Genomic DNA, 15,517 nt, shown 5'->3' with positions numbered 1-15,517 from the left:
CCAAGAAAAAATATGAGAGTGACCTTATTGCCATTTTCTGATGAATTTCATCTACGACAACGTAAAAGAATTGAAACATTGATAGGATTATTGAAAGAAAAATATCACTTAGTTACGAGTAAACATCGTTCGATTGCTGGTTTTTTAGCAGGCGTATTTTCTTCACTATGTGCGTATCAACTTTGCCAAAAGAATAAGCCTAAAATTCATGTGATTAAATCTTTGGCTTATCCGTAACTGGGGTTAGCTTAGTCACAGCGAATTTGATATTCATTTTTATAGTTGGTATAAGTTTCATTTAATTCAGCAAGTAATTTTTTCTCGTTATATTGCCGATCTTCAGGTTTAGAATTTTTAAGTACAATTGGCATATATTCATGTTTGTAAATCTGCGTATATTCTTCACAAATAATATGTTTGCGCTCATCTGCAGAATAGTTATCTAAATCGCGAAGCAAGATTTCATTCATTTTGGTATTGATGAGATCGAGTTCATCAAACATGCTTGGGGCTTGATCTGACGGTTGGGATGGGGAACAGCCGAAAGTGATAAAGCTACATATCAGAACGTAAACCCACTGCTTCACATTGACCCCAATGATAAAAAATCAAAGTTATATTATAGCCTTAAAAGCGTAAAATTTAAGTGAATAGTCAGTTTTATTGGCAGTGAAATCAATTGAATGACAGTGTGTCGATTTTGTGTATTTAGACAATATGGCTGACTTGGGAAATGCAGTTTTATGTGTTAGTTTTGATGAAAATGAATGTTTTTCTGCGCTGAATTTCTGCAGATGAGTATCTAAAAAATCACGAAAAATTGAGGCATGAAATGGCTAAACATTATGACTATTTGGTAATTGGGGCAGGAAGTGGTGGTATTGCTTCGGCCAATCGCGCGGCGCAATATGGTAAAAAATGTGCATTAATTGAAGTTGCAGATTTGGGCGGGACTTGTGTCAATGTGGGGTGTGTGCCTAAAAAAGTGATGTGGTATTCTGCGCAAATCGCCGATGCTATTCAAAAATACGGCCCAGATTATGGTTTTAATACTGAATTAAAATCGCATGATTGGAATACGTTAATTCAAAATCGTCAAGCTTATATTCAGCGTATCCATGCATCGTATCAATCAGGTTTAGCTAAAAACAATGTTGATGTGATTCAGGGCTTTGCTCGTTTTGTAAATGAAAAAACAGTTGAAGTAAATCAGCAGCAATACACTGCAGATCACATTTTAATAGCCACAGGAACTGAGCCAACACGTCCAGATATTGAAGGGGCAGAGCTAGGAATTGATTCAAACGGTTTCTTTGAATTGCAACAATTACCAAAACGCACGGCAATTGTCGGTTCGGGTTATATTGCCGTAGAGTTAGCAGGTGTTTTAAATGGGTTGGGTTCAGAAGTTGGATTGTTTATTCGTAAACAATTGCCGCTGCGTAGTTTAGATCAATTTTTAGGTGAAACATTACTTGAATGTATGCGTGATGAACATATCCAAGTGCATACGCAAGCCATTCCAAAGAAAGTCACTCGCCAAGCGGATCAGTCTTTGTTATTACATCTTGAAGATGGTTCACAGCATGAGGTCGATTGTCTGATTTGGGCAGTTGGACGTAAACCAAATACACAAGCATTGAACTTGGCTGCTGCAAATGTGCAGATTGATGAAAAAGGATATATCGCAGTAGATCAATTCCAAAATACCAGCCAAGCAGGTATTTATGCGGTGGGCGATATTATTGGAAAAATTGAGCTGACACCCGTTGCTGTTGCCGCAGGACGTAAATTGTCTGAACGTTTATTCAATCACAAACCAAATGAATATTTAGATTATCAAAATGTTGCCACGGTGGTCTTTAGTCATCCGCCTATTGGTACGGTGGGTTTAAGTGAAGCGCAAGCCATTGAACAGTTTGGGCAAGATCAGGTCAAAGTCTATCAATCTTCTTTTACCTCAATGTACACGGCTGTAACTCAGCATCGTCAAGTGTCTAAAATGAAATTGGTCTGCGTTGGTGATGAACAGAAAGTCGTGGGCGTGCATGGTATTGGCTATGGCATGGATGAAATTTTGCAAGGTTTTGCAGTCGCGGTCAAAATGGGCGCGACCAAGCAAGATTTTGACAATACTGTCGCAATTCATCCAACTGCTGCAGAAGAATTTGTGACTATGCGCTAATGGAGTAGCGTAGTCGCACACAAAGAGTATGGGTTAAAAAAATCCATACTCTTTTTTATTTTTGAAATTTGTAGATAAAAAATCAGAAGATAAACGTCAGAAAGATAAAGTTTGTTATCGTTATTTAGTTAGCCTAATAAGAAACCCACCGAAGTGGGCTTGTGCGATCAAACACCATCCATTGTGTCTGGGGTAGATTATCTCACGAAAATAATTAAGGTTTGATTAAGAAATTTTTGTTTTATTAAGTTTATCTTTACAACTTTGTAGTCCATGCTGCAAAGACTTTAAATCTATGTTATAATATAACTTGTACAATAAAAATATCTCTATTCTCTCGTAGTTATTCATCATCATGCTGTGCTGCATTTATTTTCTATGCACTGCAAATTAAGTGTGATGAATGTTGTTGTATTAAAAACTATGCTCAAAATTTTAATTTGAGCTTGATTTGTAAGTTATAAATGAATTGGTGTAAATATTGAAAAAAATGCAAACAATGCTTGCGAAAGCAGTGAATGGTCGCGAAATTATGGTGTCTTTGGTGGCATCAAAGAAAAAGCAAAATACCCGTGATGGTTTTAAATGGGTCGAAGTCGGAAAACATGTGTTGTTGGAATGTGGTCAGGAAATTGAACTGAATTTAGATGGTCGCAGTTTTTATACCGATACGCATGAAATGTTCCGTTTACCGCATCGGGTTAATTAAGTTTTGGTCTGAAATGAATATTCAACCTAGCTAAACTGGATTGCATAATATGTAATTTAGAAAAGCTTTTAAAAGTTTTATCCAGAAAAATCCCGTTCATTGGCGAACGGGATTTTTTTATTTTATCTTTTACTGTGGCAGAGCACAGTTGGTAATGAATTAAACCTTAACAATCAAAACAGGAACAGGAGACTGAGTCAGTACGTTTTGGGCAACGCTACCGAGCATCATCTTTTTCACTCCAGTACGGCCATGCGAACCCATAATAATCAGGTCAGCACCAATTTCATTGGCAATTTGTACAATCCCTTCAGAGGCTGCAACACCGCGGATAATTTTGGTATCTACCGAAATACCTTCACGGCTAAAGGATTGCTGAATTTCAGCCAAACGATTTTGTGCATTTTGTTCAGCCTGCATGAAATAATCGGTAATTGCTGGTGCAACTTTGTAGAAGTCCACGCCTACAAAAGGATCAACTGCAATTACACTCATAATAGTAACAGGGCAATTTAGATCTTTTGCCAATGAAAGTGCTTGTTCGGCTGCAGCATAAGACATAGGTGACTCATCTACTGGAACAAGTAAGTGTTTATAAGTTGTCATGGCAAATCCTTATTAAAAATTTATGATGAAAATATGGCTTAAAATAGTGATTAAGCTTTAACTACAAGCACAGGTAATTCTGTATGACGTAATACGTCTGTGGCAAAGCTACCCAATAATAATTTTTGGAAACCTTTACGACCATGTGAACCCATCACAATCACATCGGCATTTAAGTCTTTCGCAGTTTTGATTACACCTTCAGCAGATACCAAACCCTCAACCACGCGAGTTTCTGCATTTACACCCACTGCTTTCGCAATTTCATCTGCTTCTTTTAATGCCTTTTGTGCATTGGCTGTCGCTTGCACAAAGTATTCTTTCATAATGGCAGATGAATAATTATAGTAAAAGTCAGAATCAGTAAATGGGTCTTCCGCAACAAGGCTAATTAAGGTGAGTTTACTGTTAAATACTTTGGCAATTTCAGCTGCATGTTTGACCGCTGAAAAAGAAATTTGTGAACCATCTACAGGGACTAAAATATTTTGGTACGACATGCGGGTAACTCCAGAAATTATGATTATTCGCCTTACACTTTATTGATAGCATATAGTCTATATAGGTTCAATTTAAAATCTGAAAAAAGATTGATAATTCATTTAATTACCCGCCAAATTTGCTGAAAGAAAAGATAAGCTGAAGATGATGAATTTACTCAACTCAACGGCAAAGCTATACGATAAAATAAGATGCTAAATTTGCAAAAATAAATAGACCTTCATAATTTAATTTTAAATTACTTGGGTTTGAATTGGGCGTATGAATCTTGAGGGAAATGTGGTTTGAAAATAATTTGGATGTTGCTGTGTTTTATGTTGTTAAGTGCTTGTCAAACCACGCAGCAGAACAGTCGAATCATTGCTAGTGCATTTAATCTCACCACAGGCTTGCAGCAGAAAATCATGGATCGCTATGCACCCAAAAATATACAAGTGCAACATGATATTGTGTATGCAACGCAGCCTAATTTGAGTTTTGACTTGTATCAAAACAGTCAATTGCAAGATTTAGCCGCACGCCCGACAATTGTCTGGATTCATGGTGGTGGCTGGATTGCGGGCTCAAAAGCACATGCACGTGGCTATTTTAAATTATTAGCCGCGCAGGGCTTTAATGTAATTGCAGTACAATATCAATTCGCCCCGCATGCAACTTATCCTACTCAGTTGCAACAAATTGATCAGGCTTTAAATTACATCACGCAACATGCAGAAAAGTATCAGCTTAATCCACAACAATTATATTTGGCAGGTGATTCTGCAGGGGCGAATTTAGCTAGCCATTATGCCGCATTATTGAGTAATCCTGCATTTGCACAGCAGTCTAATTTACAACCGACTATTCAGCACAAACAACTTAAAGGGCTGATTTTGCACTGCGGGATTTATGATCTAAAAGCGTTTGTTGAAACTGCGCCAGATGAAATGAATATCGTAGAGTGGGGTGTTTATAATTTGGTGCAGGCTTACACGGGAGATCGGAAACAGGACAGTGAATTTCTGAAGAATATTTCGCCTATTCAACATTTAACGGCAAACTATCCTGCGGTATTTATCAGTGGTGGTAACAAAGACTTTTTAACAGAAACTCAATCTATGCCGATGCTGCATGCTTTACAGCAACAGCAGATTCCTGTGACGACAGCATTTTATCCAGATACAAAAGCATGGTTAATTCACGAATATCAATTTTTTATGCACCAAAAAGAAAGCCAGCAAACTTTTGCTAAAACAGTAGAATTTATCCGAAGCACAGCAGACCCTAATGTATCGCGCATACAATAAATCAATACGATGCTTCAGAAAAAGTGTTTTTTAACTGCTTAAGTTATTTAGCTTTTGCTTTGTTTAAACTTTAAAACTGCCAAAACCACACAACCAAAAATCAGTCCCCAAAATGCAGAACCAATACCAAAAAACTGCACCCCAGAAGCACTAAATAAAAAGGTCAATAAAGCGGCTTCACGCTCTGCAACGTGCTGAAAGGCGAGGGCGATGTTGTGTCCAATAGTGCCAAGCAGTGCAATTCCTGCCAAAGCAGTAATAAAAACAGCTGGGAATGACATCAACAAACTGGTGAGCGTTGCAGCAAAGATCCCCATCAAGATATAAAACAAACCGCAGCTAATTCCCGCAATATAGCGCTTACTGGCATCGGGATGCGATTGATCATCTAAGCTAATCGCAGCACTGATGGATGCGATATTGACACTAAAACATCCAAATGGTGCAAAAATAGCTTGTGCTGTGCCTGTCCAACCAATTAAGTGACGTACATTTGGGTTAAAACCATAGCTTTTGATCATGGCAAGACCGGGTAAATATTGCGATGCCATATTAATGACAAACAAAGGCAGGGCTAAACCTAAAATAGCAGACCAACTTAATTCAGGTTGCATCCAAACTGGTTGTGCAATACTCCATTGCACACTCGGCATTTGAAATTGCAAGAAGATTGGGCATAGTGCGACCCCAATCAATACAGTTAAAACAATGCTATAACGCGGGCTAAATCGTTTTGCCAATACATAGGCTGCCAATAAAGACAAAATAAATGCCCATGCTTCTTGCAGACTGGTAAATAGGGCAATCCCAAATTTAAGCAGCACACCTGCCAACATGGCGCTGGTTAAGCTTTGTGGAATATAAGTCAGTACCTTTTCAAAAATACCCAAAAAGCCAAGCACTGCTGTGAGTACGCCACAAAACAAAAATGCGCCAATTGCTTCGTGTAAGCTATAACCGCTGCCCGTGGCGATAATCAGTGCCAAGCCTGCGGTAGACCATGAGGTCGCCACAGGATATTTAAATTTCCAAGATAAAATCAGCCCGCTTAGACCAATACCTAAACCCAACGCCCAAAACCAAGAGCTGATTTGCTCAGCACTTGCGCCTAAAATTTGTGCTGCCTGAATGACTAAAACCGCGGAAACACTAATACCGACCAAGAAGGTAATAAAACCTGCAAATACTGCAGGCACAGAGAAGTCATTTAAAAGTTTTTGCATGCTTTCTTAGACATATTTTCTATAATTTATGAACAGATCATACACATTTGAACAAATAGTCAAAAGTGTTTTTTATACTTTTTTTATAGCGTTGAGCTTGCCAGTCTAAAGCCAAAACCGCAGAACAAAATACCAATGCTTGCAACGCAAATGGCTGCAATTTTATAGCGTTGATTGAAATAACTGGCTAATTTGACTCCTGAAAAAATCAAGATAGATAAATAACCCATGCTAATGATTTGTAGGACGATGGCTAAAACAGCAAAGCTCAGCATCGGGTAGGTGTAATCAGGATTGACGAATTGCACAAAAAAAGACAAATAAAACAAAATTGCTTTTGGGTTAATAACGCTAATCATTAAAGCAGTTCGGTAGGGATGAACCCGTTCAGTTGTATTGCTCGTTGCTGTTGTAGAAAGATTGGCGTGCGAAGTTCTGGTTTGTGGAAACCATGTTTTATAGGCTGCAATCAGTAGTTTAATACCTAAATAGCCTAAGTAGAGCGCACCAACTACTTTTAATAAGGTGAATAGCCATGGAAAAGCATGCAATAATGAGGCTGCCCCTAAAATGGTGCACACAATTAAAATCAGATCACCCGTAAATACACCGAAAGCAGCTGCATAGCCTGTGCGTATCCCAAAGCGTGAAGCCACTGACATGACATAGAGTGAGTTTGGGCCAGGCAAGAGCACAATTAAGGTTGTGCCAATTATAAAAGTGCTGAGGTCACTAATACCAAACACGCAAACTCACCTAAATAAAAACCGATGTTGCAGTATAACAACATCGGTTTTGTGGCTTAGTAAAAATTTTGGAATTTTACTGGGATAGGTTAAAGCTTAAGCTTTAATCTCTGCATCTAAGCCGAAAGACTGGCGTAATAGGGTGGCAAGTTGCTCACGCGCTTTAATAAAGCCATCAATGCCGCCTTGTAACAATTGGAACGCCATCAAATCTGCCTCAAGTTGCGCTTTGAATTGTTCCTTTTCAATTGCTGCCAGTGGTTCAGCTTGAACTTGAATGCCATTGGTCGATAACGCTGCAGCGACTTCTCGTTCATCAGCTTCAAGTTCTGCCAATAAATTTGGTGCAACGGTCAATAAATCACAACCAGCTAAAGCCAAAACCTGATCTATACTACGGAAACTCGCGCCCATAATTTCAGTTTGTACTTGATGCTGTTTATAGAATTGATAAATTTTCTTCACCGAAAGTACACCCGGATCTTTTTCAATAGGGTAGTACATGACATTTTCAGCTTTTTTATACCAATCTAAAATACGACCCACAAATGGTGAAATCAACGTCACTTTGGCATCTGCACAAGCATGTGCCTGATGTAAACCAAACAATAAGGTTAAATTGGTGTGAATGCCTTCGGCTTCCAACACTTTCGCCGCTTGAATGCCTTCCCATGTCGATGCAATCTTAATCAAAATGCGGTCTGAATGAACACCATAAGCTTGGTACAGTGCTAAAAGTTCTTTGGCTTTGGCAATGGTCGCATCAGTGTCATAAGACAAAGAAGCATCCACCTCAGTCGAAACACGACCTTCAATCAGCTTTAAAATTTCTACACCAAATTTGACCGTTAAAATATCAATGCTGCGCTCAACCAATAGATCATTTGTATAACCTTCAGCTTTGGCTTGCTCAAATGCAGCTTCAATCAACGCTTTATTTTCAGGTTGATTTGCAGCCGCCGTAATGAGTGATGGGTTGGTGGTCGCATCCAAAGGACGAAACTTTTCAATCGCAGCCAAGTCACTACTATCTGCAACAATGGTGGTTAAGTTTTTTAGTTGATTTAAGGCTGTCTGTGTCATTCGAGATCTAGTTCTTAGGTTATTGCTTATACATTCAGTTATATCACAAACAGCTTTTAACCCAAGTACCAAGTAAGAGGGTTTGTGGATTATTTACCAGTTTTTCTCAGATTTCGGACGTGATTAATCAAAAAATGAGCAGCAGCGCCCAATTGATGTTCTCGGCTCCAGACCAAATCGACAAAATATTCAAATTTTGGGGTGAAATCTAGCAGCTGTAAAATTTTTAATTCGTGTTGTAGTTCAGGATGTTCATTCAGCATTTCCAAGGGCAAGACACCCCAGCCTAAACCCTGCTTAATCATACTGCAGGCAGAATGATGATTATCGGTACGCCAATAGTGCTTAGAAAATAACAACTCGGGTTTAATCTGCCGATCACGGCTCGCCACTACAATTTGCCGATTTTGTAAAATCTGTTCAAAACTGACTTGATCAGATTCAGCCAGCGGTGAATGTCGGGCAGCGACAGGCACTAAAATTTCACGTTTTAATTCCACAAATTGTTCACTGCTTTGTAATTGTTCGCGTTCAAACATAAAGGCCAAGTCCGCTGCTTGAGTCATGAGTAAATGCAGTGCATCTTCTTGTGGCGCAGAGAAAATATTGATCTGCAATTCAGGAAATTGCTGTTCTAGTAACACAATATAATCTGTCCAGCGAGTGTGTAGTAATTCAGACACCACCACAATATTTAAGTGTGCTTCCAGCCCAGAACTGAGCGCAAAAGCATGTTGTTTCCATTGCTTCATTTCTATGAGCAGTTGTTTGCTTTTTTCGTAAAGACTCTGCGCTTGTGGGGTAGGCAAAGGTTCACGCCCAATCCGTTCAAACAGTTTTAGGTCTAAATCAATTTCTAAATTAGCAATGGACATACTAATTGCCGAAGGCACCTTGCCCAATTGGCGTGCAGCTGCAGAAAAAGAACCCGTTTCCATGACGGTGATAAAAATAATCAGCTGATCTTGATTGATATTCATGGCTGAGCATTCGTTTTACTTTTCAATATTATTGATGGATTCTAACTCGATTGGTCAATTAAATGAAAATAAAATAAGCGGGGAAGGATAAGTATTTGAGTAAGCAGATGTTGATTTCCAAAAGAAGATGGGTACATGCCCTGAGTTATGAAGTGATTTTATTGGTCATCATTGCTTTGGCATTAAGTTATGTGTTTGAAATGCCAATGCAAGTGACAGGTGGTCTAGGCATTGCGATGGCGGTGACATCGGTGCTGTGGAATATGTTTTTCAATCACTATTTTGAAAAGTTTGAAGCGCAACACCAGCTACACAGAACTTTTAAAATACGCGTTTTACACGCAATTGGTTTTGAAGGTGGCTTAATGCTCGCCACTATTCCCATGGTGGCGTATGCACTAGAAATATCCATGCTGCAGGCAATTTTGATTGATTTATTGATGACGCTCAGTATTTTGCTCTATACCTTTATTTTTCAATATTGTTATGACCATATCGAAGCGAAATTGGGTTATGCTCCGCAACATTCAGTCAGATAAAACGCTAGTGGCTAATTAAAAGTGAGCTGCTATAAATTAAGCGCTATAAAAAAGCCACCTGAGCGAATCAAGTGGCTTTTATTGCTATCTAAATTGGAACTAGGCAGAATTATTTTTCAATAATGGCTGTTACACCTTGACCGCCTGCTGCACAGATTGACACCAATACGCGACCTGAACCTTTTTGATTCAGAAGTTTCGCCGCAGTGGTAAGAATACGTCCGCCTGTTGCTGCAAATGGGTGACCTGCTGCCAAAGATGAACCTTTGACGTTCAGCTTGCTACGATCAATTGATCCTAAAGGTGCATCTAAACCTAAACGCTCTTTACAGAAGTTCGGATCTTCCCATGCTTTTAAGGTCGACAAGACTTGTGAAGCAAATGCTTCGTGAATTTCGTAATAGTCGAAGTCTTGTAAGGTTAAGCCAGCACGTTCAAGCATACGTGGGACAGCGTATGCAGGCGCCATCAACAAACCTTCTTTTTTACCTACAAAATCAACTGCGGCAGTTTCTTGGAAAGTCAAATATGCCAAGACTTCATGACCATTGGCTTTTGCCCATTCTTCAGAGGCAAGTAATACGCAAGATGCACCATCAGTCAGTGGGGTAGAGTTACCTGCAGTCATAGTGCGCGCGTCGCCTTTACCAAAAGCAGGTTTTAACTTCGCTAGTTTTTCTACAGTAGAATCTGCACGTAAGTTATTGTCACGTTCTAAACCTAAAAATGGCGTGATGAGATCATCAAAGAAACCTTCGTCATAGGCAGCTGCCATTTTTTGGTGAGATGAAGCTGCTAACTCATCCTGCGCTTCACGAGAGATGCCCCATTCCAACGTAGTAATGGCTTGGTGGTCGCCCATTGATAAACCTGTGCGTGGTTCACCGTTACGTGGCGCATCCATTAAATCTTTAATGTTGATTTTGGTTAATGCTTTTAAGCGGTCTTTACCTGTTTTTGCAATGTTCAATTCAAGCAATGCTTTACGCAAACCATCGCCAAATGCGATTGGCGCGTCAGAAGTCGTATCTACACCGCCTGCAACACCAACCTCGATTTGACCCAGTGCAATTTTATTCGCAACTAAAAAAGCAGCCTGCAAGCCAGTACCACATGCTTGTTGTATATCGTAAGCAGGTGTTTCAGGAGCAAGGGCAGTATTGAGTACGCACTCACGAGTCATGTTAAAGTCACGGCTGTGTTTGAGCACTGCACCTGCAACAACTTCACCCAAACGCTGACCTTGTAAGTTGAATCGTTCAACAAGACCATTTAATGCTGCTGTAAACATATCTGTATTAGATGCAGTAAAGTAAGCGCCATTAGAACGTGCGAATGGAATACGGTTACCACCGATAATAGCAACGCGGCGAACAGTGTTTTGGCTCATAATTTTATCCTGTTGAACAGAGGTATTGGTATTAGATGGTGCTTTTGTTTGCGTTGAAGCAGTTGTTTTAGCACGGCTAGTCGTGCGGGTACGTGTAGTTTTTGTCGTACTCGTGTTGGAACGGGTTGCAGTGTTGCTACTTTTGCTTGTACGTTTAGCAGTTGATGTATTTGACACAGAATCCTTTGCAGAATTTTCCACTGCTGGATTTTCTTGAGTTGTTTTGCTCATAAGGCTTTTCCAAGCATGTTAAGGGTCTACTTGATGCGTACATTAGCACAATAGTATGACAGCTGAATTGACTACAATGACATTGCAGAATGCATTCAGGTCAAGACATCTCATAATTAACTCAAGTATGATTTAGCACAAACGGGTAACGCTATTGAAATGTGGGCATTTGGCATCATATTGATGTTAAAAGATATCGTGTAATCCATCAAAAAATGAATTTATGAGAGATAATAATCATGACTGATCAATATCAAACATTTGCAAAATCTCCTATTGGTAAATTTGTCATTAAAAATTTGGGTTTACCATCCCCAACTTTTTTAGATCGTTTTGAGTCTGCAACACCAGTGGTAAAAGGTGCAGTACTTTTAGGTGCAGCCCCTGCAAGTGATTTGTCTGCATCAATTGCACAAGTTTTAGCTAATGTACATGCCAACAGTTATGCAGGTAACAATGCAGAATTGCAACAAGCTGCGGCAAAAGTGGGCTTAAATTTAGGTGCATTCAATCCAGGCGATAAAGAATCTAAATTTAAAGTGGTGGTGTTTGATGCTTCAGGTATTGAAAACTCTGAACAATTAAAAGCGCTTTATGAGTTCTTTAACCCAATCTCACGCCAAATTCAGGCTTCTGGTCGCGTGGTGGTGATTGGTACGACACCAGAAACTGCAGGCAGTGTGAAAAAAGCCATTGCACAACGCGCTTTGGAAGGTTTTGTAAAATCGGTAGGCAAAGAATTTAAAAAAGGCATTGCGGCTAACTTAATTTATGTCGATCAAGGTGCTGCAGCAAACTTAGAATCTACGTTACGTTTTGCAATTTCACCACGTTCTGCTTATGTGTCAGGTCAGGTGATTCGTGTGTCGAGTGCTGCAACTGTAGATGTAGATTGGGCAAAACCATTGGCAGGTAAAACTGCAGTGGTGACAGGTGCAAGCCGTGGTATTGGTGAAGCGATTGCGCATGTGTTGGCACGTGATGGTGCACACGTTATTTGCCTAGACGTTCCACAACAACAAGCAGATTTAGACCGTGTTGCTGCTGAAATTGGTGGTTCAACGCTAGCAATTGACATTACTGCTGCAGATGCAGGCGAGCAAATTAAAACAGCTGCCGCTGCACAAGGTGGTTTGGATATTATTGTGCATAATGCGGGGATTACCCGTGACAAAACTTTGGCAAATATGAAACCAGAGCTTTGGGATTTAGTCATTAACATCAACTTGTCTGCAATTGAGCGTGTGAACGATTACTTATTGGCAAATGATGGTTTAAATGCCAATGGTCGTATCGTTTGCGTATCTTCAATTTCAGGTATTGCAGGCAACTTGGGTCAAACCAACTATGCAGCATCTAAAGCTGGCGTGATTGGTGTCGTGAAATTTACCGCACCTGTTTTAAACAACGGGATCACGATTAATGCCGTTGCACCTGGCTTTATTGAAACGCAAATGACTGCTGCAATTCCTTTTGCCATTCGTGAAGCAGGTCGTCGTATGAACTCTATGAGTCAAGGTGGTTTACCTGTAGACGTTGCAGAAACCATTGCTTACTTTGCTTCATCGGCATCGACAGGTATTAATGGTAACGTGGTACGTGTTTGTGGTCAAAGCTTGTTAGGGGCTTAACACCTTCAAAGTTCTCTCCCTTGGTGAGGGGATTTAGGAGAGGGAGATAAGGGGATAGATTATTAACCCTTCTCTCTAGCTTTCTCCCAGCGGGAGAAAGAACTCCATTAAATAAATTAGAAAAACTTCTCAAAGGTTCAGTATGAATACTCGCCATTTTAGTCAACTTCCAAAACCCTATTTAGCCTATCCAAAAGTGATTCAGGGCTTAATTTTTAAAAAGCCAAAAGGTGAAAAAGTTCTGCCGCAAGTTGAATATGTGGTGGATTCATTCAAGGTCGATCAAAAGCACTTAAAAGCCTATAATGCAGTGACAGGTTTTAAAAATAACGGCTATATTCCTGCAATTTATTTGGCTGTATTGTCACAAAGTCTGCAAATGCACATGATGACCCAAGAAGCATTTCCATTTGCAATTTTGGGCTTGGTGCATATTCGCAACCAAGTCAAACAAAGCCGTAAAGTTGGATTGAATGAACAACTGACCTTGTCGTGTAAATTTGGTGAATTGCAACCACATGATAAAGGCGTACAGTTTGATTTTATTACTACTGTTAAAGTAGGCAATGAGGTGGTGATTGAAGGTTTAACCACGTATTTAGCACGTCAAAAAACCACCACTAAAGCAGCTGCAAAATCTGCAGAAAGCAAAGCGCCAAACTATGCCGTTCAAGCTGAATGGGATATTTCTGAAAATACGGGTCGCCGTTATGCCTTAACGTCTGGCGATTTTAACTTAATTCATATCCACGCGATTACTGCAAAAGCATTTGGCTTTAAACAAGCGATTGCGCACGGCATGTGGAGCAAAGCCAAAGCCTTATCGAGTTTGACTTTGCCAGATGCCTATGAAGCCGATGTCTGGTTTAAGTTACCTATGTATTTGCCATCTAAAGTTGAGTTTTTAACTGCAACGGACGCTAAAAATACAGATTTTTTAATTCGTAACAGTAAAAACCAAAAACCGCATGTGACAGGTGTTGTCACCGCGCTTTAATTCAGTGATCGAAAGCCCAGATTATTTAAATTTGGGCTTTTTATTTGCGCTAAACTTTTATTAACAAGAAAAACGAGATAAACAGGACGATGCAACATTTAAAGGATTATATTTTTGCTGAAACTGAAAATTATCGTGGATGGGTTGCGCCTGAATTTCATGATTTAGCGATGCAATTTAGCCGTTTGCAAAATGCACGTAGCCAACAGGGCGGGGCTGCTTTAGCGGTGTACTTTCAAGGTCAGAAAGTCGTCGATATTTACACAGGCAAAAAGTCGCCAGATGAAGACTGGCAAGCCGATACCTTATCTGTATGTTATTCCACAGGCAAAGGTGTATTAGCGACACTGGCACATATTTTGGTCAGTCAAGGACTGGTCGATTACGATACTCCCATTTATATATACTGGCCTGAATTCGCCCAAAATGGCAAAGCATTGATGACCTTAAGGCATGTGCTGAGTCATCAAAGTGGTTTATATGACATCCGTAATATCATTGCCGATGCGACTGAAATGGCAGATTGGTCGCACATGCTGGATGTGTTGGCTCAAGCCAAGCCACGTTTTGATGTAGCAAGTGAGGCAGCGTATCAACCTTTAACTTTTGGCTGGCTGGTCGGTGGGATTTTAGAAAAAGCTACAGGTCAAAAATTGGCTGAATTGATGCAGCAATACTTGGTTGAATCTTTGGCTTTGGATGGGGCGTATTTTGGTGTGCCTGCGTCTGAGCTTTCCCGTGTCGCACGACCATTTAAAACTGCTGTGACATCAGCGCAAACAGATGCATCATCTACAAATAAACAGACAGCTAAAGTTAAAAACCAAGCTAAATCGAGCAAACGTCCTGTATCAATATTCGATAAAGTCATTGCATGGAGTGGGCAAAATCCGCAAGACTTTCAGGATGGCATGATTCCCAAAGGCATGAAAAATTTTAGTTTTTTTAGTGATACAGGCTTACAAGCCGTGATTCCTGCTGCCAATGGTGTATTTACTGCACAAAGTTTGGCACGTATTTATGCCATGTTGGCGCAGGGTGGATCATGGCAAGGTCAGCAATTGATTCAGCCTGAAGTTTTTCAGAAATTGAGCCAAGTGCAATATGTGCAGCGTGATCGGGTTATGCCTATCCCGATGCATTGGCGATTGGGCTATCACCGCGTATTAAGTTTGGGTAAGCGCTCTCACGGTTTTGGACACATGGGTTTTAATGGTTCAGGCGCGTGGTGTGATCCTGACCGTCAACTCAGTTTTGCCTATACCCATAATTTTGCTGCAGGTTCTTTAATTGGTGATTATCGACTTTGGGGACTGAGTCAGGAAGCCATTCGCTGTGCAGATCGGCAATTGCAAGGGCGTAAAGGCTGGTTTTAGGCGTGATTGTACGTTCACTCTTTGCCAAAAAAAC

15 protein-coding genes and 1 pseudogene are annotated in these 15,517 nt (G+C 40.1%); 8 read left to right on the top strand and 8 right to left on the bottom strand.

What is annotated here, in order from left to right; translation table 11 throughout:
* Window positions 1-237: pseudogene (locus FTU70_RS12705) on the top strand (IS982 family transposase); the annotation flags it as partial.
* Between the two features lie 11 nt (window positions 238-248).
* Here FTU70_RS12705 and FTU70_RS12700 read toward each other — a convergent pair.
* Complete coding sequence (locus tag FTU70_RS12700; RefSeq protein WP_143228668.1) at window positions 249-587, bottom strand: hypothetical protein; 339 nt, start codon at window positions 585-587, stop codon at window positions 249-251.
* 245 nt (window positions 588-832) lie between these two features.
* Between FTU70_RS12700 and gorA the strand changes: the two genes are divergently transcribed.
* Together gorA and FTU70_RS12690 are read left to right on the top strand one after the other, a co-directional pair.
* Complete coding sequence (gorA, locus tag FTU70_RS12695; protein WP_096900890.1) at window positions 833-2,185, top strand: glutathione-disulfide reductase; 1,353 nt, start codon at window positions 833-835, stop codon at window positions 2,183-2,185.
* Window positions 2,186-2,675: 490 nt separating this feature from the next.
* Window positions 2,676-2,894, top strand: coding sequence for a hypothetical protein (locus tag FTU70_RS12690; protein WP_004973244.1), 219 nt, complete (start codon window positions 2,676-2,678; stop codon window positions 2,892-2,894).
* A 159-nt stretch (window positions 2,895-3,053) separates the two neighbouring features.
* On the opposite strand, the gene FTU70_RS12685 is transcribed toward FTU70_RS12690, so the two are convergent.
* The gene (locus FTU70_RS12685) at window positions 3,054-3,500 is read right to left on the bottom strand and encodes a universal stress protein (RefSeq protein WP_004973247.1); all 447 of its coding nucleotides are present in this window, start codon (window positions 3,498-3,500) and stop codon (window positions 3,054-3,056) included.
* Window positions 3,501-3,550: 50 nt separating this feature from the next.
* The gene (locus FTU70_RS12680; protein ID WP_004973248.1) at window positions 3,551-4,000 is read right to left on the bottom strand and encodes a universal stress protein; all 450 of its coding nucleotides are present in this window, start codon (window positions 3,998-4,000) and stop codon (window positions 3,551-3,553) included.
* Between the two features lie 315 nt (window positions 4,001-4,315).
* Between FTU70_RS12680 and FTU70_RS12675 the strand changes: the two genes are divergently transcribed.
* Window positions 4,316-5,287 (top strand): alpha/beta hydrolase, encoded by a 972-nt coding sequence (locus FTU70_RS12675; protein WP_171525034.1) that lies wholly within the window; start codon window positions 4,316-4,318, stop codon window positions 5,285-5,287.
* Between the two features lie 47 nt (window positions 5,288-5,334).
* Here the strand turns inward: FTU70_RS12675 and FTU70_RS12670 are convergent, their stop codons facing one another.
* The 4 genes from FTU70_RS12670 to FTU70_RS12655 all read right to left on the bottom strand — a co-directional run bounded on the left by FTU70_RS12670 (window position 5,335) and on the right by FTU70_RS12655 (window position 9,319).
* The gene (locus FTU70_RS12670; protein ID WP_178318669.1) at window positions 5,335-6,510 is read right to left on the bottom strand and encodes a benzoate/H(+) symporter BenE family transporter; all 1,176 of its coding nucleotides are present in this window, start codon (window positions 6,508-6,510) and stop codon (window positions 5,335-5,337) included.
* An 83-nt stretch (window positions 6,511-6,593) separates the two neighbouring features.
* Window positions 6,594-7,256 (bottom strand): leucine efflux protein LeuE, encoded by a 663-nt coding sequence (gene leuE, locus FTU70_RS12665; RefSeq protein WP_004973255.1) that lies wholly within the window; start codon window positions 7,254-7,256, stop codon window positions 6,594-6,596.
* A 96-nt stretch (window positions 7,257-7,352) separates the two neighbouring features.
* Window positions 7,353-8,339, bottom strand: coding sequence for a transaldolase (tal, locus tag FTU70_RS12660; RefSeq protein WP_136144603.1), 987 nt, complete (start codon window positions 8,337-8,339; stop codon window positions 7,353-7,355).
* Between the two features lie 89 nt (window positions 8,340-8,428).
* Window positions 8,429-9,319 carry a LysR family transcriptional regulator gene (locus tag FTU70_RS12655; protein WP_004973259.1) on the bottom strand — a complete coding sequence of 297 codons (891 nt, stop codon included), beginning with the start codon at window positions 9,317-9,319 and terminating at the stop codon, window positions 8,429-8,431.
* 107 nt (window positions 9,320-9,426) lie between these two features.
* Here FTU70_RS12655 and aceI point away from each other — a divergent pair, with 107 nt between their 5' ends.
* On the top strand, window positions 9,427-9,858 hold the full coding sequence (gene aceI, locus FTU70_RS12650) for a chlorhexidine efflux PACE transporter AceI (protein ID WP_136144604.1): 432 nt from the start codon (window positions 9,427-9,429) through the stop codon (window positions 9,856-9,858).
* Between the two features lie 109 nt (window positions 9,859-9,967).
* Here aceI and FTU70_RS12645 read toward each other — a convergent pair whose 3' ends face one another.
* On the bottom strand, window positions 9,968-11,479 hold the full coding sequence (locus tag FTU70_RS12645) for an acetyl-CoA C-acetyltransferase (protein WP_180060676.1): 1,512 nt from the start codon (window positions 11,477-11,479) through the stop codon (window positions 9,968-9,970).
* 239 nt (window positions 11,480-11,718) lie between these two features.
* Here FTU70_RS12645 and FTU70_RS12640 point away from each other — a divergent pair, with 239 nt between their 5' ends.
* From FTU70_RS12640 to FTU70_RS12630, 3 genes are all read left to right on the top strand, one after another.
* Complete coding sequence (locus FTU70_RS12640; protein WP_096900884.1) at window positions 11,719-13,110, top strand: 3-oxoacyl-ACP reductase; 1,392 nt, start codon at window positions 11,719-11,721, stop codon at window positions 13,108-13,110.
* A 142-nt stretch (window positions 13,111-13,252) separates the two neighbouring features.
* Window positions 13,253-14,107 carry a MaoC/PaaZ C-terminal domain-containing protein gene (locus tag FTU70_RS12635; protein WP_179988634.1) on the top strand — a complete coding sequence of 285 codons (855 nt, stop codon included), beginning with the start codon at window positions 13,253-13,255 and terminating at the stop codon, window positions 14,105-14,107.
* Between the two features lie 89 nt (window positions 14,108-14,196).
* Complete coding sequence (locus FTU70_RS12630) at window positions 14,197-15,483, top strand: serine hydrolase (RefSeq protein ID WP_179988633.1); 1,287 nt, start codon at window positions 14,197-14,199, stop codon at window positions 15,481-15,483.
* Window positions 15,484-15,517 lie beyond the last annotated feature (34 nt).

Origin of the sequence: Acinetobacter sp. YH12135, from assembly GCF_013418565.1 — a bacterium.
In the GTDB taxonomy this organism is placed as follows: domain Bacteria; phylum Pseudomonadota; class Gammaproteobacteria; order Pseudomonadales; family Moraxellaceae; genus Acinetobacter; species Acinetobacter towneri.
This window is presented reverse-complemented; position numbering and strand designations above follow the sequence as displayed.